This window comes from Chloroflexota bacterium, from assembly GCA_020161265.1.
Lineage (GTDB): Bacteria > Chloroflexota > Chloroflexia > Chloroflexales > Herpetosiphonaceae > Herpetosiphon.
The window spans coordinates 38,799-61,101 of sequence record JAIUOC010000002.1 but is presented as its reverse complement, the minus strand read 5'-3'; the positions used below and the strand labels follow the sequence as shown (position 1 = coordinate 61,101).

The window sequence follows — 22,303 nt, the reverse complement described above, 5'->3', positions numbered from 1 at the left end:
TGGTGTAATGCTGCCATTGCAGGCGATACCATTCAACTGAAAATTACTGGGAATTGGATTGCTGCCCGTCCAGCTGGCAATAAAGCCCAAACTCACGCTGGAGTTGCTGGCAATTGTGCCATTCCAAGCCATATTGCTGACACTGACGGCATTGCCTGTTTGGCTATAATTGCCGCCCCATAATTGTGAAATAACTTGATTATTGAAACTCCAGGTTAATGTCCAGTTGTTGATTGGGTTTATGCCAGTGTTGCGAATCGCGATATCGCCCTGAAAACCGCCTTGCCACTGCCCAATAATGCTATAGCTGATTGAGCATGCATTGCTCGTTTGCGCTTGGGCTGGTTTTTGGCTCTGTGTCCAAACCAATCCAAGCATCAGCATAATCATTAATAAACGCCATCCCCGTTTTGGATTCACCATCATTGGTACTCCTAACCACAGCTTTGAAGAATTTCAACCAGTCAACGTATTTGGGATCGATTCCAAGCAAGAACAAAAACAATCAGCAATCAATCCGATACTGGTTAGGCCATCGTAGCATGGGATGTTTATTAAAATCTACTTAATTTCTTTAGAGTTATTAATGAATCTTAATAGTTATAGTGAAGTCGAATCTGGCGATGATCGATTAAATTAAAAAGGCTGACTCGTGTTTTAGTAACGAGTCAGCCTTGGACTCAATTGCTGTTAAAAGCGTCCGTAGGCCACAAAAAGCGCCAAACTTAGTAAAACGATATTGATGCCAACCATGGGGTACTCTTTGAGCCGAGCATGAACTAGGCCAGCCACAAACATCGTAAGAGCGAGGCCCATTGCCGCCAACGGCGTTAAAATTGGCGCGATTCCGGTGAGCCATGGCAAAATTAAACCAAGTGCGCCCAGAACTTCGATGCCACCGATTAGCTTGATGGTGTTTGGGGTAAAATCTTTAGCCCAAGCCAGTTGAGCCGCAATTTTATCCTTGGGTTGAATCAGTTTGAACGCTCCAGCTCCGCCAAACACCAACGCCAGCAAGCCCTGCATAATCCAGAGAGTGATGTTCATGGCAACTCCTATTGCTAACCGTGCATGGCATCTATGCTAGCAAAATCAACGGAATTTTACCAGTGCTGATTATGCTTGTTCGCGGGCAGTTTTGAGTGCTTTTGCCCACCAACTAAGTTCATCAAATAAGGTATTGAGGGTTGGTAAGAGGTGTGGTAGATCGTTCAAAGCGACACCTTGTTGCCAAATCCCAATAAAATCGGTTCCGCCGATATGCACTGCTGTGCGGGTAGGAGCCATTTGCAACTCAACCGCGATGCCGCGTAGATGCTCAACGGCACGAGCCCCGCCAACCCCGCCGTAACCAACCGCTGCTGCTGGCTTTTTATTCCATTCAGGCGAGGCATAGTCGAGCGCGTTTTTCAAAGCAGCGGTGATGCTGTGATTATATTCGGCGGTAACGAAAATATAGCCATCAAAACTACCAACCGTTTTTTGCCATTGTTGGGCAGTTTCGTTGGTTGAAGGAACCCACGCATTTGAGGCAACTTCATCGAAAAATGGCAAATTTACTTCGCGCAGATCAACAAGCTCAAAGGCTAAATCGGTGCGGGCAGCGGCATGCTCTAGCACCCATTGGGCAACTTTTTCACCTAAACGAGCTTGGCGGGTGCTGCTGATGATGATCGCGATCCGTGGTGTGGTCATTGAACACTCCTTCTGGTTAACCTAACTAGCTGAACCATTGCTATCGCGATTATTGTGGCTTGCTTGTGGCTAGGGGCCGTGCTACCATCCTTATACATAGCCATCAATAATTTAGACAACATGTGTATGATAGTGGGCTAAAAAACCTGCGTCAACCAACAATAAGCTACAAGTGTTGTTTAGTTGCAAAATTAGGTACAACTTTGATTCATGTTAATTTGCCAATCGACCCACGAATTACCCGCACCCGCCAGCGGTTAATCGATGCTTTTAATCAGCTGATGCATGCCAAACCCTTTGATGACATCACAGTGCGCGATATTGCTCGCCAAGCTGGGGTCAATCGGGCCACATTTTACGCGCATTTTCCCGATAAACATGCCTTGCTCGATGCGATTATGGCGATCTGTTTTGCCGATACCTTGCAACGCTGGCTGGTTGGGCCGCTTGATGATCCTGAGATTTATTTAGAACGACTATTTTTGGCAATTACCGATCAACTGACGATGTTTAATGGCACTGAATGTCAAGATACCTTTTCGACGTTTGAGGCGGTGATTGAAGTCCAAATTAAGGCTCAAGTTTGCAAACACATCCAGGCTTGGTTTCGCCAGCATATCCCAGCCCAAGTTTTGCGCTATCAGCCGCTGGAATTGAGCGCCGCGCTGGTGAGTTGGGCCTTGTATGGGGCGGCGCAAGAATGGAAAACTCGCGCCCGCACCCAATCACCAGCAGCGTTTGGTCGCCAAGTTATCCCTTTAATTAGCGCCATGGTGGATCGATTTACCCATGAGCGCTAGCCCCGATGTTTGTTCAGAAAATGGCTTAAGTGCCCAGCACTAATCGCCGAACCCCGACAATCCTCAAGATCAGCGCAAATATAGCTGTAGGTAGCTTGATAGGCGGCATCTTGACGACCTTTGAGGCTGCGCACCGAAATCATATCGCCAACTTCAACGAACTGGCCACATAAATCGCATTGGCGTTGGCGAAACGGCTTGCCCGCATGAGCCGACATGTTGAATACAATTCCTCGCGTTTGAGTGCCATCATTCCAAACCAGATAGATGCGGTTGGTTCGTTCGGCCAGCCAATGATAAAAGCCATGCTGCGAGAGCCGAATATCGAGCGGCAGTTCGTAATCCTCGGCTTTACGAAAAAGCTTGCGCAAGGCTGGGCGCTCAAAAACAAGCGCTGTTTCATCCATTTCATCCATGGTCATACACTCCAAAAAAACCTAGTAACAATCAATTGTATGCATATTTGGGCGGTGCTGCTTAGGTCTAAAGCTGGGCTTGGGCTTCAATCATTTGAATGAGCTAGGAGAATTCGAGGATAGGCGGTTAAACCAACTAAGCCCTGCTAAAAAACAAGGCTTAGTTAGAGTTTGGCGGAGCTTAAGGCCTAAACGAAAATATTCGAGCGATCTTTGAGGTGATCAAGCAAGGTATTTTGGATGGTCGTGCGCACTTGCTCGGTCAATTGTGAGATCAATAATGGATCTTCTGCACCCTTCGAGCCATATTGCTCGGTCTCGATTGGCTCGCCAAACACGATTGTCCATTTGGTGGGCAAAGGAATCAAGCCCAATGGCCCTAACCATGGAAAGGTTGGTGTGATTGGAAAATAAGGGAAGCCCAAGAGTTTGGCTACGGACTTGGCATTATGCAAGTGCGGGTGAATTTCTTCGCCGCCGATAATCGAAACCGGAATGATTGGAGCACCAGTTTTGACCGCGACTTTGACAAAGCCACCCCGCCCAAACCGCGCCAAGCGATAGCGATCTTTGAACAATTTGCCAACACCCTTCAAGCCTTCAGGAAACACCCCAACCAACTCATCACGCTCTAGCAGCGCTTCGGCGTTGGCTGGTAATGCTTGAACTTGGCCTAAACGGCTGAGCAATGGCGAGATAAATGGCAACGATGAGAACCAGCTCAGATGCAAATTCCGCAACACGCGGCCAGCATCATGCTCAAAACTGAGTGCTGATCCAACCATCGCCCCATCCCACGGCAGCACACCGGAATGATTACAAACTAACAAGGCGCGGCCTGAATCGGGGACGTTTTCGAGGCCAATTGCTTCGACCCGCCAATATTTCCGGTACATAAACAACAAGAGCGGCTTGGCCAAATCGAGCAATTCATAATCCAGCCCAAATTCATCAACCGCGTAATCGCCACGCCAGCGCCGTTTGACCATATCGGCGTTGGCATCAAGCTGATAGCGTAGCACCAAGCCGATGCCTTTCCAAAAATCAGCATCAAGATAATCGCTGTTGATATTGGCTTTGAGCGTGGTTACGGCCATCTCGATTGCTTTTTTGGGCCAGCGGGTCAGCGATTCACGAATTAAATGAATCACTTCGGCGATTGCGCTCTCGCGTTCATCTTCCGATGGTGGCAAGGCCCGAATTTCGGTTTCTAATGCCGAGAGTAACGAATCGATCCGCGTTTGGCTGGTGCGTCGCAGATCATTATCGATATTAACGACCTCAATTGGAGTTTCAGGCTCGACTGGATATTCATCGGCGGCTGCAAGTGCAGTTTCTTCAGTGCTCGCATCGACGACCGGAATTGTTTGTTCGGCTTCATCAGCACCGCCAGCAGCGCGACGGCGACGTTTTTGGGGTTGATCGCTCATGCTTCATCCTCCTGACGGCGACGATTTAAAAAGGCTTGAATTCCATCGTAGGCTTTGCGTTTGGGCAATAAATCGCTGTAGCTTTTCAAGCGCAACGAGCTACGGAAGGCATCGAGAGCTTCCTCGGCAGTGTGGCGTGGCTCGTAATTTAATTCGCCGCGCATGGCCGTGGTATCGGCAACCCAAGGAAAGCGCAAATAATCTAATTCAAAAGGCATAATTTGGTTGGCTAGCCGATTGTGGCGCACAAAGCTAAACCGCCCAGCAGCGTAGGCCAAGGGGTGAAAAATTGGCAACGGTTGGCGACCAACCCGCCGAATCATTTGGCTCAGCGGCATCACGCCATCGGCAGCAACATTGAACACCCCATTGGCTTCAGCGACCAAGGCATGCAGCAAGGAGCCAATCACATCGGCCTCATGCACAATTTGCATCAATGGGTCAAAGCCAAGCAGGGTTGGTGGGGTTGGTTGGCCTAGGTAGCGCATAGTTGATGATGCGCCGCTGGCTCCAACAATGCCTGGAAAGCGCAAAACCGCGATATTCATGGCGTGGTTACGCCGAAAATCGGCGATAAAACGCTCGATTTCATAGCGATGGCGCAATAATGGCTTACCATCAGTGCCGCGCAGCGGCGCGTTTTCATGCAAATACAAGGGGTTATCAACGTGCGCCCCATAAACCATGGTTGTGCTTTTGATTACCACTTGTTTAACATCAGCAGCGTTTGCCGCCGCCAAAACCTCCATTGTGCCCATCACATTGGTTTGAAAGGCATCTTCGGGCGAAAGCAGGCCGCGACCTCCAGATAAACCAGAGGTAAAGACCATGTGTAAAATGCCTTCGACCTTCTCGGTGCGAAGCAATTCGACCAACAATGGGTTGCGTAAATCGGCCTGAATATACTCAACGCCATCAATTGGGCGTTCTGGTGGAGTAATATCAAGGCCAATCACGCGCACAATCGGAAATTTTGCCAATTGGCGGGCTAATCGCCGTCCCCAGCGACCAGCAGCCCCTGTGATCAGCACTGTGCGTCGTTCCACAAAAGCTCCTTATCCAAAAAAAGCCAAATGCGAGCACAACCGTGGTGAGCACATAGAGCGTGGCAGCGAACGTGGGTGAAGCTCTATGCAAAAAAACGTGGCTCCTCGGCAAGAATAAATCGGTTGACCTAGCGTGGTTGAATTGACAATGAGCCAGGTATCAGATGATCGTTGAACCATTGTAAAAGCTGCTCTTGGCTGCGTTCGGAACGCGCGGCGGCAGCGAGTTCATGGCTCAAGCCCTCGATATCTTCGATGGTTTGATCGTTGATATGGGCTAAACGTAAGGCAACTAACAAGGCGGTCGCAGTATTGCCCGCGCGAAACGGGCGATTTTTAATCAATGTATAGCTCAGGGCGGCTATTTTGGCAGGTAAATCGGGATACAATTCCTCGCCAAAACAGGTCTGGGTTTGACTTACCACCAAACCAATCAGTCGATCAAGGCTGTTGAGTCCGAGCCGACCGCCGAATCGTTCAACTAAATAGCCATGAATATCCAACATATCTTCACGTTTTAAGTAGTGCATATGCCACTTCATTGTTGAGTAAGCCTGCGCAACGTTGCGGCTGGCTCAGGTTATAAGCCGATTAATGATTGAAACTCGCGATCATAGGCATCGACCACGCCCTTGGCCCAAGCCCGTAATTCTGGGCTGAGTGGCTTGCGCAACACCAATTCGCCTTCAGTAAAGACTAATTCGACGGTATCGTGATGCTCAAGGCCGATTGCATCGATCCAGCCTTGCACCACGCTTGGTAAATTTTCCCGCTCGATTACTAATGAACGTGGCATTATGTGGGTCCTTTATATGTGGTTGTTGGTTGTCGGGAGTTGGGGATCGGTACGTTTGATTGGAGCTAGATGATTGGATCATGCTCCCGATCCCCGACCCCCAATTCCTGACAACCAGTTGCTACTCCTCGCCCTGCTTGCGCAAATGCGGGAAGAAGATTACTTCACGAATCGTCGTTTGATTGGTAAATAATAGACACAGCCGATCAATCCCGATGCCCAAGCCGCCAGTTGGTGGCATGCCAACTTTGAGCGCCTCAAGATAATCTTCGTCCATTTGCATGGCTTCGTCATCGCCAGCAGCATAATCGCGGCCTTGCTCCAAGAAACGTTGCTCTTGATCGAAGGGATCGTTTAATTCGCTGAAGGCGTTGGCAATTTCGGCTCCAAGCATAAATAGCTCAAAGCGCTCGACAAACTGTGGATCATCGGCTTTGCGTTTGGCTAAAGGCGAAAGTGGCTGAGGATATTCGGTGATAAACGTTGGCTGAATCAACTCAGGCTCAACAAACTCACTAAATAGCTCATCAACTTGCTTGGCCCAAGTTGGCTTGCGCTCAATTTTCAGGCCAGCTTCGCGAATTGCTTCCCATAGTGTATCAAATTCGCGGCACTCGCGAATATCAACCCCTGTTTTTTCAAAAATGGCATCGCGCATGGTCAAGCGCTGCCACGAACCACCAAGCTCGATCTGCTGCCCTTGGTATTCGATGCTGGTGCTGTTGAAAATTTGCTCAGCAGCAAAGCGAATCATTCCCTCGGTTAATTGCATAATCGATTCATAATCACCGTAGGCTTGATAGACCTCGATCATAGTAAATTCGGGGTTGTGGGTGCGATCAACGCCTTCGTTGCGGAAGTTTTTGCCAATTTCATACACGCCATCGAAGCCGCCAACGATCAAGCGCTTCAAATAGAGCTCAGTGGCGATCCGCAGGTATAAATCTTGGTGCAGTTGATTATGATGGGTGGTGAATGGTCGCGCCGCTGCGCCACCATAAATCCCCTGCAATACTGGCGTTTCAACTTCCAAAAAGCCGCGTTCATCGAGGTAGCGCCGCATTGCCGTGATCAAACGAGCGCGAATCCGGAAGATTTCGCGAACTTCGGGATTGGCTGATAAGTCAACATAACGTTGGCGTTGGCGAGCTTCTTGGTCGCTAAATTGACCTTCGCGCTTGTCGGGTGGCGGAGTGATCGCCTTGCTGAGCATCGTCCAGCTGGTGACATGTACGCTTGGTTCGCCCATTTTGGTGGTAAAGAGCGTACCTGTGACCGCAATAATATCGCCAAGATCAGTCAGATCAACAAAATGCTTGAATGGCTCATCGCCGACATCGGCTTTGCTGAGAAAAATTTGAAACGCGCCATGATCGTCATTTAAATGGGCGAACGCTGATTTGCCCATAACGCGACGTTGGCGCAAGCGCCCCATGATCGTCACCGTGGCGTTGGCCTCAACCAAGGCCGAAAATTGCTCACGCACGGCGGTTAATGTATGCGTGCGTTGCGGCACTCGGGCTGGATATGGCTCGATGCCAGCGGCTTGCAGCGCCTGTAGCTTGCCATAGCGTGTTTGCTGTAAATCGTTTAATTCCATGCTAATCTCAATAGTAGAGTAAAGCGAACCAACGCAGCCCGTGTTAATGCTAAAGAAAAAAGGGCTGTGCTGGATGGCCTACTGCTTGAATCCTGCTGGCTATTATAGCCGAGAACGCGCTGTATAATCCAAAAGGCGCACTCTCCAGTGCGCCTTAGGCTTTGTCACACACTGAATTGAGTGGGGATTGGTTAGCGAATTTTGAGAACTGTCATTTTCATAATCCCGCTGGGGGTGCTGGCGGTGGCTTTTTGGCGGGCGCGTTTACCCATCAAAGCGCTGCCAATCGGCGATTCATTGGAGATTTTGCCATCGCGGGGGCTAGCTTCGGCAGCACCGACAATCATCCATTCTTCTTCTTCGCCGTCTTCATAGCGAATCGTGACTGATGACCCTAGCCGTACCTCGCGGTTATCCCCATCTTCTTCAATCATTTGGGCGTTATTTAAAATGTTACGGATTTCGCGGATGCGCCCTTCGAGGAAAGCCTGCTTATTTTTGGCATCTTCGTACTCACCGCTTTCGGAAATATCGCCGAGTTCTTTGGCTTGACGAATCCGCTCGGCGACTTCCATACGGCCAGTTGTTTCAAGTTCCTCAATTTCCGCTTCCAGTTTCGCACGACCCTCTTTAGTCAGATAAAACGGCTTATCGGTCATAGTACTTGCCTCGATTATGGAATGAAAAAAAACCGAGAGGACTCTCAGTCAAAAGAAACGCCCACGCGATTGCTCACGTGAACGTGTTAGCCATTATACGGTATTCGCTCACCCTTGTCTAGCCATGAAAGTGTTAGAATTTTTGAACTACAAGCCCTCGATTTGTTGTAAAAAACGAGCTAACCATTGCACTCCAACGCACTTAAATGGCTCAGCCTCTGTAGCCAATTGTTGATAGATTTGGCTAGTTGTTGCATGCACTTGGTTAACTAGGCTTGCTGGCATTGGCCAACGTTGGCAAACTACCGTGAATTCAGCCTGATCGCGAATTTCGAGCCTGCCATCATCCATTTTTAAGAGATCAATTTCCAGATCAACTTCCTCAATCAGTTGATTAGCCCAAATATGAGGTAGCACAATATCCACATCAATTAGTTTACCGCTACAATTAAAACACGCTGACCAATAAGCGTTATAGGGGATCAATTTAACAAATGATTGTTCAAATGTACCTTGTTGACCATTACAGTGTTGCCAAACGCTACCAGCTATAATTCCCAGCCAATGTCCAAATTGATCTGTGCCAATCAGGTAACCAATTGCTTGGGCAGTCGGGCGTTTAGGCCATTTAAAGCCATGAATCGCTATTTTTGGATACATATCAAGTGCCATAGATAACCCTTTTAAATAAGCTATGAATTATAGCAATCACAGCATGTTGCTTGAGTGGCCCTTTTGCTCCACTAAAACTCAATTGCCCACTCAACCTACCTTCATCCTTCATCCTTCATCCTTCATCCTTCATCCTTCATCCTTCATCCTTCATATTTTCAGTTAGTGTGATATTGACAAAAAGCAGAATCGCGCTATACTACTCTGCACTTGGTGTCATATTGACTATTAAAGAAGGAATGGCTATGCAACGGGTTGGTATTTTGGGCGGAACCTTCGACCCAATTCATTATGCGCATTTGGCAATTGCCGAAGAGGCGCGAGTGGTTTTGGGTTTAAGTCAGGTGGTGTTTATTCCAACGGCTCAACAGCCCTTGAAACAACAGCACTTTAGCTCAGCCTACCAGCGCCTGGCCATGACCAAACTGGCGATTGCCGACAACCCAGCCTTTACGGTTTCCACGATCGAAGTCGAGCGCAGCGGCGTTTCCTATACGATCGATACCATCCAAGCACTGCACGCGGATCAACCAGATATCGAGTGGTGGCTGATTGTTGGCTCGGATAGTTTGGCGACTCTGCCGCGTTGGCATGCTGCTGCCAATTTAGTGCAATTGGCCCATTTTGCCATTTTAGAACGACCTGGCTTTGAATTGGATTGGCCAGCCTTGCTTGATCAATTTCCAGATCTAGCCAAGCGCAGTGTGCGGATTCAAGGCCCACGTATGGATCTCTCAGCGACTGAGTTACGTAGTCGCTTGCAGGCTGGCTTGCCTGTGCGCTATCTCGTCCCTGATGCTGTTGCCAGCTATATCGCCCAACAACAGCTCTATCTTGCTTAATGTAGCGCTTAACCACGAAAGGATTTACCCGTTCTATGAACGATTATATTATTGTTGGCTCAGGCATCGCTGGTTTATACACTGCCCAACTGGCAGCTCAACATAATCTTAAAGTTGTATTGGTGACTAAAGAGGCAGTTGAGGAATGTAACACGCGCTATGCCCAAGGTGGCATTGCCGCCGCGATTGGAGAACACGATTCGCCCGAATTGCACATTGAAGACACTTTGGTCGCTGGCGCAGGCATCAGCGATCCAGCAGCCGTGCGGGTTTTGTGCGAAGAAGGCCCAGCGCGAGTGCATGAGTTGATCAATTTGGGTGTGCCGTTTGATACGCACGATGGCGCGATTGCCCTGACTCGTGAAGCTGCCCACTCTGAACGCCGGATTTTGCACGCTGGTGGTGATGCAACAGGTGCTGCAATCGAAACAACTTTGGCGGGCGTGGTTGCCAATACCAATGTTGATGTGCGAGCCTGGACTTTAGCCACCGAAATTATGCTGGAAAACGGCCAAGCGGTTGGTGTGCGCACGCTTGATGCCCGAACTGGCGAGCGCGGTGAGGTTCGCGCCAAGCGGATTGTGCTGGCAACTGGTGGGGCTGGCCAATTATTCCAAGCTACAACCAACCCAACTGTGGCAACTGGTGATGGCGTAGCCTTGGCCTATCGCGCTGGTGCGGGTGTCTCAAATATGGAGTTCTTCCAATTTCACCCAACCGCTTTGCGTTTGGCTGGCGCACCTGGCTTTTTGATTTCCGAGGCAGTGCGCGGCGAAGGTGGCTTTTTGCGCAATGTGGCGGGCGAACGCTTTATGCTCAAATTGCACCCCGATGCCGAATTAGCGCCGCGTGATGTGGTGGCACGGGGGATTGCCGCCGAAATGGTTTCAACCGATGCTGATCATGTCTATCTTGATGTGACGCACTTGCCAGCCGATTTGGTGCTGTTGCGCTTCCCTACGATTGCCAAAGTCTGTCGTAGTCATGGCTTGGATATTACCAAAGAACCAATTCCGGTTGCGCCTGCTGCCCACTACATGACTGGCGGCGTGGTCACCGATTTACATGGCCGCACCAGCGTCGCCAATTTATTTGCGGTTGGCGAAGTTTCGATGACAGGGGTACATGGAGCCAACCGTTTGGCCTCGAACTCTTTGCTTGAGGTCTTGGTTTGGGCCAAACGGGTGATTGAAGCTCCCGATGGCGCAATCGAAGCACCAACCTTTCCCCAAACCACCCAAGCGATCACCATGGCCGCCGAAGCTGATGATACGCCATTTAGTCGGGTTGGTTTGCAACGCCTGATGTGGCGCAATGTGGGCATTGTGCGTGAAGCCGATGGTTTGGGTTCGGCCTTGCGGCAGTTGGTTGCTTGGCGTGATGCCCAAGCCGAGCCAACCACCGTTCGCGAGTATGAAGATGCCAATTTGTTGGTAACCGCAACCTTGTTAACCTATGCCGCCTTATTACGCGAGGAAAGCCGTGGAGCGCATGCCCGCCGCGATTTCACTGAAACCCGCGAGGTTTGGCAACGCTACTTGGTGTTGAAGCAAGGCTAATTATTTATTCATAGCGAGAATGGTGGATCAAACTTGATCCACCATTTTGTATTTAATTATTGCCATACATGTTCATTATTTGCTAGCACTTTAGCGCTTGGCTTGCACAGGCAAATCAAGCATGATCAATGTTTTATTGCTTGTAATGGCTAAAGGATGGAACTGCATGCGGCGTTGGTGGTTGTGGCTTGAAATGCTGGTTTTGTTTGGCTTGGTGCCGTTGGTGCTGCGCTTTGTTGTGCCAGCCCGTTGGTGGTTTGGAGTGCTGGGTTTGGCGGCGCTTGGGGCGTGGTTTTGGTTGCGGCGGCGAGCAGTGCCAATTGGGCTTTGGCAAGGGCGGTTTAATCCGCTTGAACAAGCTCAGTTTTGGCGTTTGCTGCAACGTTTTGGCTTGGCTAGTCTGTTGGCGGTGCTGTTGGTGTGGCTTTGGCAACCAGCTAATTTATTCAATTTGCCGCGCCAACAACCTTGGCTTTGGCTCATGATTCTGTTGGCCTACCCAATCTTTTCGGTTTATATTCAAGAATTGGTCTTTCGTGGTTTGTTTTTCGAGCGCTACCGCGATTTGTTGAATGAGCGTTGGCTGCTGCTGCTCAGTGCTGTGCTGTTTGGCTGGGCGCATATTATTTTTCGCAATCCCTACGCTGTGCTGTTGACCCTGATTGGCGGTTGGCTATTTGCTGATACCTATCGCCAAACCCGTTCGTTGCGTTTGGTGTGTTTGGAGCATGCCTTGTATGGCAATTTGATGTTTACGGTTGGCTTGGGCCATTATTTTTTCAGTCGAGGCTTGGGTTAATTGGCAATGATAGTTGGAAATTGCTGCCTTGACCAAGTTTGCTGCTCACCTCAATTGTGCCGCCATGGGCCTCAATAATTTGCTTGACAATTGCTAAACCCAAGCCACGCCCGCCTGTATCGCGGTTGCGCGAGGCATCGGCCCGATAGAAACGCTCGAAAATATGTGGCAAATCATGGGCGCTGATTCCCTCGCCAGTATCGTGGATGCTTAGTTTGATCGATGCATGATCGCGACTACAACTGATGCTGATCGCGCCATTCGCTGGGGTGTGGCGAATCGCATTTTTTAGCAAATTACCCAAGGCCTGCACAATCCGTGTGCGATCAACAGCGATCTTGGGGAGTGGTTGATCAATCCTAAGTTTCAATTGGATGCCTGCATTGAGTGCTGGTTGTTGCCAGCGTTGATGGGTTTCGTGGAGCAATTGCTCAATATCTAATGCTTCTTGGTTAAATTCTAGGCTGTGTGATTCAGTTTTGAGTAGCAAGGTCAAATCATCGAGCAAGCTGACGATCAATTTAATTTCGTGCTCAACATGGCGAGCAGCTTCATCGGCGCTTTGTAATTGATCAGCCAAGCCTTCCATTTCAAGCTGAATCACGCTGAGTGGAGTGTGCAATTCATGGGTCAAGTCGTGAATTAGGCGAGTTTGCAACATGCGCTGTTGGGCCAGCGAATTGGCCATATGATTGAAGGCCTTGCTCATTTGGCCTAACTCATCGTGCGAACGGATTGGCACTTGCGTTTGCCAATTGCCTGCGATAATTTGCTTGGTGGCTTGGGTTAATGCCAAAACTGGTGCGGTAATGGTACGCACCAAGATAAACCCCAAGGCCAAAACGATCATGCCAACGATTCCACCGCTCATCACCAAGGCTTGACCAGTGCTACGCAGAAATGCTCCTTGGTGCTCGGTGTAGGCATGCGTGCCAGTCACAATCAGGGCTGAGCCAATTGGTTGGTTGCTGATTAAATCGTATAGTGGCACGGCATGCTGGCGCAAATCGTCGTCTAGTTGCTGGTCGTTATTCAGTTGCTGAGCGCTGTCATAGCTCACATTGCCCATTGGATCGAGGATAATCAACCGTTCATCGCCATGCAGTAGCGCTTGTAATTCCCATTGCAGCAACATACTATCATGATGCAGCAGCCCCATTCGGGCGTTATTTGGCTGCGCTAGGCCTTGAGGATCGATAAAACTCCAGGCTGATTGGGCGATCAGCGGGAGTTCATTCAAAATGCTGCTGATTGGAATGCTCGACATGGATTTTAGGCGTGCTAGCTCGGCCTCAACAATAGCCTGCACGAGCAGCCGTGGCTCGCTTTGATAGCGCTGAGCTAGTGCCACGAAGCCTTGGGGATGTTGCAAGCTTTGTTGCACTTCAGTGGGGCTAGCATTAAGGTGTTTTTGAATCAGGCTGAGCCAATTGGGGCTGGTTTGATATTCAACAAAATAGCGAATCTCTGATTGTAAGGCTGCGCCAGCTCCAATTGGGGCGACTCCGCCCATGGCTATGGTCATTGGTGCAGTCATCGGGATGGTGGTTATTGGCATTTGGGCTTGCTCAAGGCTCACGATCAACGCCTCAGGATCAACATTATGTGCTAATGCAACGCTCTCGATACTACCGCCACTGCCAACCTCGCCCTGCAAATGCTCAGGGCTAATGCCAATGACCTCGGCGCTATGCTGCCAGAGTTGGCCGCTATCAATGCTGAAAATGGCTGGGGCTAGGCTCAGGGTGTGAGTTTGGCTCAAATTTTCGCTTTGCTGCAATAAAGTTGATATTGCCGACCAATCAGCGTTATAGGCATGACTGGCTTCGAGCCATGGCGCAAGTTGTTCGGTGCGCAACTGGCTTTGGTCGCCCACAAAAATATCAAAGCGTTGAGTCGTGAGCAAATAAGCGCTTAGCCCGCTCAACAAGAGGGTTGCGCTGATCACCAAGCCAAATGCTGCCCCTAATTTCCAGCGTAATGATTTGCCCATAACACCCTACCTAATCAACAAATTTATAGCCAAGTCCATACACTGTCACAATATACTGTGGGTTGGTGCGATCATGTTCGATGCGTTGGCGCAAACGTGCGATATGGGCATCGAGCGAACGATCAAAGCCAGCATAATCGCCAGCAAATACTGCTTCAAGTAGCTGTTCGCGGCTAAGAATTTGGTTGGGATGGCGCATAAATGTCGCCAGCAAGGCCAATTGAATTTTGCTCAATTCGACAGGTTGCTGATTGACGGTGCACGAATGTTGCTCCAAATCCAATTCGATCGGGCCGCGTTTCAAGGTTTGGCTAGCTTGGATTGGCTGGCTGCGCCGCAAAACTGCCCGCACTCGCGCCACCAATTCGCGGGCGTTGAACGGCTTGCCAACATAATCATCAGCGCCAAGCTCTAAGCCATGGATTCGTTCTTCATCACTGCTACGCGCAGTTACCATAATAATTGGCGTATTGCTGGTTTGGCGAATCGTCTTGAATACTGCTAAGCCATCCAATTTGGGCAGCATCAGGTCTAAAACGACTAAACTCGGCTGATAGTGCTGCACCAAAGCCAAGCCTGCTAGGCCGTCGCTGGCCAAATAGGTTGTAAAGCCCGCCTGCTCAAGATATAACTGCATCCAATGGGCAATCCGTTCTTCATCTTCAATAATGATGATTGTCTCGGCCATGCTGCTTCCTTGGTGTAGATTAAGGCTGGTTGCAGGCGTGGTGAATGCTGCAACCAGCCATGTGATCTAACGACTTGAATCGGTGGTTGGCGCGGCTGGTAGTGCGGGCACAGCTTCGATTGCTTCACAGTCAACCGCTTCTTCAGTTGTGCTGGTGCCTGATTCATCGAGTTCAACCGCGAAGCAGGTAATGCCTTCGCCTGGAATGAAATGTGGTGCAGTGCTAACGAAATGTTCGATCATTTCGGGCAGATCGGCGGTAAACAGCGTTGCATCTTCGGCACTCAGTTCGCCATCGCTTACCAGTTGATTGATGTTGGCAGTTTCGGCGGCCACAATTGCATCGATTACGGTTTGTTTGCTTACACCCTTGGCGGCAGCTTGATCGGCGATGCTCACCTCATTCTCAATCCCAGCTAGGAGTTCATCAACACTAACGCCAATCGTTTCAGCAGCTAGCTCAAACCAATCGATTCCAGCAATTGCCCCAACTGCGATTACTGCACCACAATCGCTTGATTCGTCGTCAGCATTGGTTAGCATAGCAAAGGGCTTGGTCACCTGTGCACTAGTGGCTTCAGTGGTGGTTTCAAGCTGATCGGCGGATGAGCCTGAGGCGCTACGCTGATGCAGCATGCCGCCAGCCATCGGTTTATGCATTGCCAATGCTGGCATGTGGCTTGAGTGTCCGCTTGCCTCGATTTCGCCGTGCAACGTGGGCATGAACATTCCTTTACCGCCAGCCATGCTACATTCAATTGTAACTTCCTCAGGATTTGAGCTGATCGTGATGGTTTCGGCTGGCTGCTCGTTTTTGTTGGCGGCAAACGCCGCAGTGTTGTTCGTCCAGAGATAACCACCACAGGCCAACGATACCACTCCAACTGCCAGCGCTAAATGTTTACGCATGTCCGAACTCCTTGTCAATCGCTAATCGGTTTCAATGGCAGTACTATAAAAAATGATTGTGATACAAATTCGACAATCATCACTGCTCAGTTAATAATTTGATGAGTGACCATGGGTTTGTGCTAAGCTTTTGAGTAGCAACAATTAATTGAGGAATTAACCAATGACGATAGATTTACTACATCGCGGCTTAACTGAACGCCAGCGCGGCTTTGTACAACTTGGGCAGGATTTGGCGGCGTTGATTAAACCAAGTGCTGGCTTGCATGATCAGGCTGCGAGCTTTCCCTTCGAGCATTTGCCAGCCTTTTTTGCTGCGCGATATCAGGCCTTGAGCGTTCCGGCAGCATTTGGCGGCCATGGTGCAAGCCTGTTTGAGGCAATTTTGGCTCAAGAGCAATTGGCCTATGGCGATGGCTCGCTAGCCTTGGTTATGGCCATGCCGATTCATGTGCTTGGTGGAATTATCGAAGGCGGCGCGTGGCAACCAAGCCAAATCGAACGGATTAGCCGTTTGGTGGTCGATCAGTCGATATTGCTCAATTCGGCGGCCAGCGAACGTGAAATGGGCAGCCCAGCCCGTGGTGGTTTGTTTGCCACGGTTGCGCGGCAGGTCGAGGGTGGTTGGTTATTGCATGGCCGCAAAATCTATACAACAGGTGCGCCAGCCCTGACCCACGCCCTAATTAGCGCTACGATTGCTGATACCAGCGATACCGCGATTTTTTTGGTCGATCTCAAGCAAGCAGGTATTACGATTGAGCCGACGTGGAATGGCACAGCGATGCGGGCAGCTCGCAATGACGATATTGTGCTTGATGCTGTGTTTGTGGCTGAGGCGAATCTTGTGCAGCGCCGTCAGCCTGGGCTGGTTGATCCAAGCCGTAACAATGCTGGGGCATGGTTTCAACTGAATATGGCGGCGGTCTATCTAGGAATTGCCCAAGCAGCGCGTGATGCTGCCCGTGATTATGCTCGCGAACGTCGCCCAACCGCCTTAGCGGGCAAAGCGATTAGCGAGCTAGAATCGATTCAACGCCAGCTTGGCAAGGTCGAGCAATTATTGTTGAGTGCGCGAAGTTTGCTCTACCAAACTGCCCAATTGTGGGAGCAAGCGCCCGCCGAACGCAACAATTTGCGCCCACTGATTGCCACAACCAAAGCGACAGCGATTGAGCATGCGATCGCCGCAGTTGAGCAAGCTATGATTGTAGTCGGTGGCGCTTCGCTCTCGCCCGATTTGGCCTTAGAACGCTATGCCCGTGATGTGCGAGCTGGTTTGTTTCATCCGCCGACGATGGATGCAGCGTTAGTCGGATTGGGTGCGTGGTTAGTCGAATAACTATTTTTGATGGCGACTGGCCCAGCCTTCGATCGCATCGGCAACCAATGGCCACGTTGGATCAAACATCAAATCATGAGCCGCTTGCGGCACGACAATCAATGGTGCTTGATAGGCATTGGCTAATGCACGCTGCTCAGCCAACGTAAATGCGCGATCACGCTCAGCCGCAATCACCATAATTGGGGTTTTAATCTTGCTTGGCTCTGGTTTATGCATGAGTGCATCGAGCAAAACCTTGACCGATTCACTGCTTAGTTGGCTGTGTAGTGCCTGAGCTTGGGTAGCGGAAGCGTTATCACGCAGAAAGAGGGCTTTGGCTAAGGCTGGCGTGCGCACAAAACTAAACCCGTCGGCAGTCAACAACGTGCGTAAAGCCACGTTTGGTTGATTACGGATAGTTCTCAATGTGAAACCCAATGGCCCTGTTTGAGGCATGCTAGCCAGTAATACCGCTGCTGGCAATTGGCGCTGGAGCAAGGCATGCTGCAACACATAGCCGCCAAGGCTGTGAGCAACCACAATTGGCGCTGGCTGAAGGCTATCAACCAGCGCTAGCAAATCGTCGATGTAATGTTGTAGCCCAACCAAATTAAACAAGCGCGGTATACTGCTGCTGCCATGGCCGCGCAAACTAAGCGTATGCACCGCAAAACCACGTTCAGCAAAATCGTGGGCGGCGTTTTGCCAGCACCAAGCGCCATGCCAAGCGCCGTGGAGCAGCACTAAAGGTCGTTGATAGAGCGGCTTTTTCGGCAAGTATTGCCAATATTCAAGCCTGTTGTTGCTCATGGGCTTCCTCTTGGGCCGCAGCCCGATCCCGTTCCTCGCGAATTAATTGCAAGGTTGTTGCTTGATCATCCAGCGCATGGAAAATTGCCTGCATGATAACGGTATCAGTTGTGTCAAGATCTGCCAAGAGCCGTTGGCGGTTGGTATCGCCTGCTACGAGCAAGCGTAGTCGTTGGGCGAGGGTTTGCCATTGAGCCTGAGCTTCAAGCTGGGGCAAAAATCCATCGAGATCAGTATAGGCATGCTGAACCCCAAAATGAGCAGCAGCTACGGTCAAAATAATTGGTCGCCATTCGCCGATCAGCTTAGCTAAGCGAGCTTCTTCAGGATCAGGCGTTTGGCTGACGGCAACCAAAATAGCCTGGACAATCGCCGCGCTATTAGTGTCGAGGCCAGCGCTGAGTTGGCTGAAATTGCGTTCGCCAGCCCAAATAGCCTCAACTGCTGCCTGAATTTGCCAGCCATTATTATCAATTTGCGGCAACAAAAACTCGACCTCGGCGCGGCGAGTGGCATCGCCATGGGCAATCGCAGCGATCACCTCAATTAAAGGGGTGAAATGGGCCACAGCATCGGTGGTAGCACGTTCAAAGCTTGGGTGGAGATCGAGCATGGCAATCTATCCTTTTTAGCTATTAAGCAAAACAACAGGCTTGATTAAGCTTGATGGGCAAAATCAAACCTGTTGCTATCATATGCGATTGAGTGACTTTGTGTCAATATAACACCTATTGAAGATAATAAAACAACGAGCCATCCTCATTGATGCCTCGTCGTTCGTGGCTGGTTTAAGTGTAAACCACCGAATTCGCACCGCCAAACTCGTTTGGCTCGTAACGATCAGCGCTCCAATCGTTGAGCCAGCGTCCATCGGCAAGATAGCGATACTGGTAACTGTGATTGGGTGGCAGATCCATGGTGGTACTCCAGCCTTCCCCAGAGCGCAACAGCGGGGTCGCGGTTTCGCTCCAATTATTGAACTCGCCAACAAGTGTGATCGTCTGGGCGGTGAGTGGGGCTGGGATGTTAAAGGTTACCCGCACGACCGTACCCTCGAGGCGTTTCTTCAGCATTATGGCACTCCTTTGTGCATTCCAAAATACAACGGCTCCGTTGCATTTCCTCTGCGTCCGAATCCTTGTAACTCTATCCTACATGGCTTTAGAAGCAAGATCAATACCTAAAGTATTGGTGTTTCCTAAGAAATCTAGGCCATAACGCTTGTTGCAAGACAGGACTAAAGAGCTAGCCCTGATCCTTGCCAGCTAGGTGAGCGCCTTCACCTCTGTGAGGAATTGGGTTGGGGCAATTTGACCAGCCTTGAGTTGTTCAAATAGTTGGCGATCACGCTCCAAAGCGGGATCATTGATGGTTGCCCGATAGTTGAGGCTTGCAGCAAATAAGGCCTGAGCTGATGCGATCTGCTGAGCTTCAACTAAGGTTAGGCCATATTGCCATTGGGCGTTGGCGGCTTCCCACCCATAGCCTTGCTGCTCAAACGTGATGATCGCCTGCTCATGGGCGGTGAATGCTGCTGGCTGATCGTGCAATTGCCAATAGGCCTCGGCCAAACTACCAAAAATACAGCCTTTGCTCTTTTTATTGCCAGTTTGATCAGCAATTTCAATTGCTGCATATAAATGCGGTAACGCGGCTTCAGCTTGGTTCAAACACACCGCAGCCTGGCCCAGATTGGATAACGCTAATAACTGTACATACATATTCCCCGCAGCCTGAGCTAATTCGTGGGCTTCGCTGAAATATGGTTCAGCTTCACTAATCATGCCCATATTGGCATAGCATGTGCCAATATTATTAATTTGGTTACACATTTCATAGCGATCGTTTGTTGTTCGACTAATTGATAAGGCTGTTTGATAGAGTTCAAGCGCTTTTTGATGATTCACTTTGCCGCCAAGCAAGCCATAGATCGTCGCCAAATCGTTAGCACTATTGGCAATAGTTTGAGCTGAATCGATTGAATACGCGAGATCTAAGGATTGCTCAAGATAGCTAATTGCCGCCGGAAGATCACCAATATAGCGCTTGACATTACCAATTAGCCTTAAATTATTTGCAATTAAACTTGGCTGATCGAGAATATACGCAGCTTCAAGCGCTTTTTGCACATAAATACCACGCTCTTGTTGATAGTTGTAGCTATGATGGCCAATCGTAGTGGTAAAATGCACAAGATCAAGCATTTGTTGGATATACTGGTTTGAATTTACATCATTAGCCAGCCACGCTAAACAATCATCAAAATGTTCTTTTTCATGATTGTAGGCATAAATTGTTGCTAACACAGTATGCCGATAAGCCTGATGTAATTGCTGAGCTTGGTCGATACATACCTGAACATAGCGTATTTGTGCTGTAACTTGCTCTTGTTGCTCAATTAATTGGTTTTTGGCAAAGCTCCGAATTAAATCGTGCATACTCCAGCGTTCGTTATGCCCATCGTATTGTAATAAATTGTGTCGTAATAAATAATATAGTTGATTTTCTGCTGCGAGATTATGCGGCAACTCCAACATTGCCAAGCCCATTGCGCTGGAAAAATCGGCAATTAACACCGCTAATTGGCGCATAAAATATTGTTGCTCTGGGCTAAGTTGGGCATAACTGAGCGCTAACGAGGCTTCGACATTCAATTGCGGATCATCAGGATCGCGCAGTGCTTGTAGTCGTTGGCTTTGATCGGCAAGTTGATTCAAGTACTGTTCAGGCTTCAAGGCTGGGTTATTTTGCAAAATACTGGCGCTAACTCGCAACGCTAACGGTAAGTAATTACAGGCGATTGCCAATTGTTCAGCACTAACCTGATCTAAACGTGGGCAAATTGCTTGAACAAGGCTGCTTGCATTTGTACTATTTAATGCCTCAAGTTGCAGATTGAGCATGGCGGGCAGGCTAAATCGTTGGCGGCTGGTGATAATCAAACAACAACCAACTGGCGGAATTAGGTCGCGCACCTGTTCAGCATCACGGGCATCGTCAACTACGATCAACACCCGCTTGTTGTGTAACACATTATGATAACGCGCCAGCAGTTGTTCGCGCTTTTCGGGCAATCGTGCTTTAGGATCAAGCGCATTAATCACCAACCCAAGCGCTTGTTCGGTCGTCAAGGCTTGCTCTCGTGCGCCATACATATTGAGAATTAATTGGGCATCGGGGTATAGATTCAACACATATTGGGCAACGATCAGGCTTAATTCGCTTTTGCCAATGCCACCCATGCCATGAATACCTACTAATGCAGCGCTGCGCTTGGCTTCGTGCGCAATTTGGATGGCATAGGTCAGCCGTTGTAGCTCAGTTTCGCGGCCCACAAAATCGCCAACCGCAGGCCGTAATTGGTGAATCGGAGCGCGATCAGCAGGCAAATTTGGGTTGTTTGGCTGGTTTTGATGGGGCTGATTGAGTACCCTGGCAATTTGTTCGAACAAGGCTTTTTGGTAACGATGATAGGTCGCTTGATGAATATTCAACATCTGACAATAGCTATCAACTGGCGCTCCAGGATAGGTCGTGAGCACCTTGAGCAGCGATTGTTGCGGCTGTTCCAAGGGTAATTGATTCAGCCAATGATAAAAATCGCCCAAACCACCAAACTCTTGCAAGCGCTGCCGCCAGATTTGGTCGTCCAATAGCCGCTCAGGCCGTTGAATTACTGTTTGAACTGTCTTGGCCGTCCATTCATAATCTTCACTCATTACGCGCTCCTGCTAGTCCAAATTCGCTTCGATTTTAGCATGCTCTACATGCTTGACAAGCTTTCTATTTAATGATACTTTGTATCAATATAAATCCTGATTCGTCATATGGTTATGGCGAGCACCAACACAACATGGAGACATGGGTCATGAATGAGCGTAGTACTGGCACGGTGGCGTGGTTTGATCCGGAAAAATCGTATGGCTTTATCACAACCCATGCAGGCGCATCGTTGTTTGTCCATCGACGGGCCTTGGGCGATGGACGACGCTGGTTAGTTGAGGGCGAAGAAGTTAGTTTTGTGGTGGTTCGCGGCATGAAGGGTGATGAAGCTAATGATGTTTTGGTGACGAGTGCCTTGCCGCCAACACCACGTATTCGCGCTTACGAACAGCGCGAGGCTGGTGGCTATAGCAGCGAACGCTCATTTGAACGTCGTGATCGCTTTGGTTCAGCTCGCCCAAGCCAACATGCCCAGCGGCGCGAGTGGAGCAATGGCCCGCGTGAGCGTAATCGCGCCTTTACTGGCAATGCGCCAACTGGCG

General features: G+C 49.6%; 22 protein-coding genes and 2 pseudogenes. 6 read left to right on the top strand and 18 right to left on the bottom strand.

What is annotated here, in order from left to right; all coding sequences use genetic code 11:
* Positions 1–18: 18 nt before the first annotated feature.
* From LCH85_04575 to LCH85_04565, 3 genes and pseudogenes are all read right to left on the bottom strand, one after another.
* A pseudogene (locus tag LCH85_04575) lies at positions 19–378 on the bottom strand (cellulose-binding domain-containing protein).
* Between the two features lie 312 nt (positions 379–690).
* A complete protein-coding gene (locus LCH85_04570; protein ID MCA0351249.1) occupies positions 691–1,047 on the bottom strand; it encodes a DoxX family protein in 357 nt (118 codons plus the stop codon).
* Positions 1,048–1,116: 69 nt separating this feature from the next.
* Entirely contained in the window at positions 1,117–1,695 is a 579-nt protein-coding gene (locus LCH85_04565; protein MCA0351248.1) for an NAD(P)H-dependent oxidoreductase, read from the bottom strand.
* A gap of 203 nt (positions 1,696–1,898) precedes the next feature.
* Here LCH85_04565 and LCH85_04560 point away from each other — a divergent pair, with 203 nt between their 5' ends.
* Complete coding sequence (locus LCH85_04560; GenBank protein ID MCA0351247.1) at positions 1,899–2,495, top strand: TetR/AcrR family transcriptional regulator; 597 nt, start codon at positions 1,899–1,901, stop codon at positions 2,493–2,495.
* Here the strand turns inward: LCH85_04560 and LCH85_04555 are convergent.
* The 8 genes from LCH85_04555 to LCH85_04520 all read right to left on the bottom strand — a co-directional run bounded on the left by LCH85_04555 (position 2,492) and on the right by LCH85_04520 (position 9,114).
* Positions 2,492–2,917 carry an FBP domain-containing protein gene (locus LCH85_04555; protein ID MCA0351246.1) on the bottom strand — a complete coding sequence of 142 codons (426 nt, stop codon included), beginning with the start codon at positions 2,915–2,917 and terminating at the stop codon, positions 2,492–2,494. The two genes, LCH85_04560 and LCH85_04555, sit on opposite strands and share 4 nt — an antisense overlap.
* 182 nt (positions 2,918–3,099) lie before the next feature.
* Positions 3,100–4,341, bottom strand: a complete 1,242-nt coding sequence (locus tag LCH85_04550) for an acyltransferase family protein (GenBank protein ID MCA0351245.1) — start codon at positions 4,339–4,341, stop codon at positions 3,100–3,102.
* On the bottom strand, positions 4,338–5,387 hold the full coding sequence (locus tag LCH85_04545) for an NAD-dependent epimerase/dehydratase family protein (protein ID MCA0351244.1): 1,050 nt from the start codon (positions 5,385–5,387) through the stop codon (positions 4,338–4,340). The genes LCH85_04550 and LCH85_04545 overlap by 4 nt, the downstream gene beginning before the upstream one ends.
* A gap of 128 nt (positions 5,388–5,515) precedes the next feature.
* Positions 5,516–5,917, bottom strand: a complete 402-nt coding sequence (locus LCH85_04540; protein ID MCA0351243.1) for a Fic family protein — start codon at positions 5,915–5,917, stop codon at positions 5,516–5,518.
* Positions 5,918–5,967: 50 nt separating this feature from the next.
* A complete protein-coding gene (locus LCH85_04535; protein MCA0351242.1) occupies positions 5,968–6,183 on the bottom strand; it encodes a hypothetical protein in 216 nt (71 codons plus the stop codon).
* Positions 6,184–6,304: 121 nt separating this feature from the next.
* A complete protein-coding gene (gene lysS / locus LCH85_04530) occupies positions 6,305–7,783 on the bottom strand; it encodes a lysine--tRNA ligase (GenBank protein ID MCA0351241.1) in 1,479 nt (492 codons plus the stop codon).
* Positions 7,784–7,974: 191 nt separating this feature from the next.
* Complete coding sequence (gene greA, locus LCH85_04525; protein ID MCA0351240.1) at positions 7,975–8,442, bottom strand: transcription elongation factor GreA; 468 nt, start codon at positions 8,440–8,442, stop codon at positions 7,975–7,977.
* Between the two features lie 147 nt (positions 8,443–8,589).
* A complete protein-coding gene (locus LCH85_04520; protein MCA0351239.1) occupies positions 8,590–9,114 on the bottom strand; it encodes a DUF402 domain-containing protein in 525 nt (174 codons plus the stop codon).
* A gap of 239 nt (positions 9,115–9,353) precedes the next feature.
* Between LCH85_04520 and nadD the strand changes: the two genes are divergently transcribed.
* The 3 genes from nadD to LCH85_04505 all read left to right on the top strand — a co-directional run bounded on the left by nadD (position 9,354) and on the right by LCH85_04505 (position 12,314).
* A complete protein-coding gene (gene nadD, locus LCH85_04515; GenBank protein ID MCA0351238.1) occupies positions 9,354–9,956 on the top strand; it encodes a nicotinate-nucleotide adenylyltransferase in 603 nt (200 codons plus the stop codon).
* Between the two features lie 35 nt (positions 9,957–9,991).
* Positions 9,992–11,515 (top strand): L-aspartate oxidase, encoded by a 1,524-nt coding sequence (gene nadB / locus LCH85_04510; protein MCA0351237.1) that lies wholly within the window; start codon positions 9,992–9,994, stop codon positions 11,513–11,515.
* Between the two features lie 166 nt (positions 11,516–11,681).
* Positions 11,682–12,314, top strand: a complete 633-nt coding sequence (locus tag LCH85_04505; GenBank protein MCA0351236.1) for a CPBP family intramembrane metalloprotease — start codon at positions 11,682–11,684, stop codon at positions 12,312–12,314.
* Here the strand turns inward: LCH85_04505 and LCH85_04500 are convergent.
* The 3 genes from LCH85_04500 to LCH85_04490 all read right to left on the bottom strand — a co-directional run bounded on the left by LCH85_04500 (position 12,295) and on the right by LCH85_04490 (position 15,904).
* A complete protein-coding gene (locus LCH85_04500) occupies positions 12,295–14,307 on the bottom strand; it encodes a HAMP domain-containing protein (GenBank protein MCA0351235.1) in 2,013 nt (670 codons plus the stop codon). The two genes, LCH85_04505 and LCH85_04500, sit on opposite strands and share 20 nt — an antisense overlap.
* Positions 14,308–14,317: 10 nt before the next feature.
* Entirely contained in the window at positions 14,318–14,995 is a 678-nt protein-coding gene (locus LCH85_04495; GenBank protein MCA0351234.1) for a response regulator transcription factor, read from the bottom strand.
* Between the two features lie 66 nt (positions 14,996–15,061).
* The gene (locus LCH85_04490; protein ID MCA0351233.1) at positions 15,062–15,904 is read right to left on the bottom strand and encodes a hypothetical protein; all 843 of its coding nucleotides are present in this window, start codon (positions 15,902–15,904) and stop codon (positions 15,062–15,064) included.
* A 163-nt stretch (positions 15,905–16,067) separates the two neighbouring features.
* Between LCH85_04490 and LCH85_04485 the strand changes: the two genes are divergently transcribed.
* Complete coding sequence (locus tag LCH85_04485; GenBank protein ID MCA0351232.1) at positions 16,068–17,246, top strand: acyl-CoA/acyl-ACP dehydrogenase; 1,179 nt, start codon at positions 16,068–16,070, stop codon at positions 17,244–17,246.
* Here LCH85_04485 and LCH85_04480 read toward each other — a convergent pair whose 3' ends face one another.
* The 4 genes from LCH85_04480 to LCH85_04465 all read right to left on the bottom strand — a co-directional run bounded on the left by LCH85_04480 (position 17,247) and on the right by LCH85_04465 (position 21,757).
* The gene (locus LCH85_04480) at positions 17,247–18,038 is read right to left on the bottom strand and encodes an alpha/beta fold hydrolase (protein MCA0351231.1); all 792 of its coding nucleotides are present in this window, start codon (positions 18,036–18,038) and stop codon (positions 17,247–17,249) included.
* Positions 18,019–18,651 carry a hypothetical protein gene (locus LCH85_04475; protein MCA0351230.1) on the bottom strand — a complete coding sequence of 211 codons (633 nt, stop codon included), beginning with the start codon at positions 18,649–18,651 and terminating at the stop codon, positions 18,019–18,021. The genes LCH85_04480 and LCH85_04475 overlap by 20 nt, the downstream gene beginning before the upstream one ends.
* Before the next feature lie 175 nt (positions 18,652–18,826).
* Positions 18,827–19,111 carry an isoamylase early set domain-containing protein gene (locus tag LCH85_04470; protein MCA0351229.1) on the bottom strand — a complete coding sequence of 95 codons (285 nt, stop codon included), beginning with the start codon at positions 19,109–19,111 and terminating at the stop codon, positions 18,827–18,829.
* A gap of 192 nt (positions 19,112–19,303) precedes the next feature.
* Positions 19,304–21,757: a tetratricopeptide repeat protein gene (locus LCH85_04465; GenBank protein MCA0351228.1), complete on the bottom strand. Its 2,454-nt coding sequence runs from the start codon at positions 21,755–21,757 to the stop codon at positions 19,304–19,306.
* A gap of 149 nt (positions 21,758–21,906) precedes the next feature.
* Here LCH85_04465 and LCH85_04460 point away from each other — a divergent pair.
* Positions 21,907–22,107: pseudogene (locus LCH85_04460) on the top strand (cold shock domain-containing protein).
* Positions 22,108–22,303 lie beyond the last annotated feature (196 nt).

Coding starts and splice junctions, on each gene's coding strand:
- LCH85_04570 (MCA0351249.1), bottom strand. CDS start 1,047: ATGAACATCACTCTCTGGATTATGCAGGGCTTGCTGGCGTTGGTGTTT.
- LCH85_04565 (MCA0351248.1), bottom strand. CDS start 1,695: ATGACCACACCACGGATCGCGATCATCATCAGCAGCACCCGCCAAGCT.
- LCH85_04555 (MCA0351246.1), bottom strand. CDS start 2,917: ATGACCATGGATGAAATGGATGAAACAGCGCTTGTTTTTGAGCGCCCA.
- LCH85_04550 (MCA0351245.1), bottom strand. CDS start 4,341: ATGAGCGATCAACCCCAAAAACGTCGCCGTCGCGCTGCTGGCGGTGCT.
- LCH85_04540 (MCA0351243.1), bottom strand. CDS start 5,917: ATGCACTACTTAAAACGTGAAGATATGTTGGATATTCATGGCTATTTA.
- LCH85_04535 (MCA0351242.1), bottom strand. CDS start 6,183: ATGCCACGTTCATTAGTAATCGAGCGGGAAAATTTACCAAGCGTGGTG.
- lysS (MCA0351241.1), bottom strand. CDS start 7,783: ATGGAATTAAACGATTTACAGCAAACACGCTATGGCAAGCTACAGGCG.
- greA (MCA0351240.1), bottom strand. CDS start 8,442: ATGACCGATAAGCCGTTTTATCTGACTAAAGAGGGTCGTGCGAAACTG.
- LCH85_04520 (MCA0351239.1), bottom strand. CDS start 9,114: ATGGCACTTGATATGTATCCAAAAATAGCGATTCATGGCTTTAAATGG.
- nadD (MCA0351238.1), top strand. CDS start 9,354: ATGGCTATGCAACGGGTTGGTATTTTGGGCGGAACCTTCGACCCAATT.
- nadB (MCA0351237.1), top strand. CDS start 9,992: ATGAACGATTATATTATTGTTGGCTCAGGCATCGCTGGTTTATACACT.
- LCH85_04505 (MCA0351236.1), top strand. CDS start 11,682: ATGCGGCGTTGGTGGTTGTGGCTTGAAATGCTGGTTTTGTTTGGCTTG.
- LCH85_04500 (MCA0351235.1), bottom strand. CDS start 14,307: ATGGGCAAATCATTACGCTGGAAATTAGGGGCAGCATTTGGCTTGGTG.
- LCH85_04495 (MCA0351234.1), bottom strand. CDS start 14,995: ATGGCCGAGACAATCATCATTATTGAAGATGAAGAACGGATTGCCCAT.
- LCH85_04490 (MCA0351233.1), bottom strand. CDS start 15,904: ATGCGTAAACATTTAGCGCTGGCAGTTGGAGTGGTATCGTTGGCCTGT.
- LCH85_04485 (MCA0351232.1), top strand. CDS start 16,068: ATGACGATAGATTTACTACATCGCGGCTTAACTGAACGCCAGCGCGGC.
- LCH85_04480 (MCA0351231.1), bottom strand. CDS start 18,038: ATGAGCAACAACAGGCTTGAATATTGGCAATACTTGCCGAAAAAGCCG.
- LCH85_04475 (MCA0351230.1), bottom strand. CDS start 18,651: ATGCTCGATCTCCACCCAAGCTTTGAACGTGCTACCACCGATGCTGTG.
- LCH85_04470 (MCA0351229.1), bottom strand. CDS start 19,111: ATGCTGAAGAAACGCCTCGAGGGTACGGTCGTGCGGGTAACCTTTAAC.
- LCH85_04465 (MCA0351228.1), bottom strand. CDS start 21,757: ATGAGTGAAGATTATGAATGGACGGCCAAGACAGTTCAAACAGTAATT.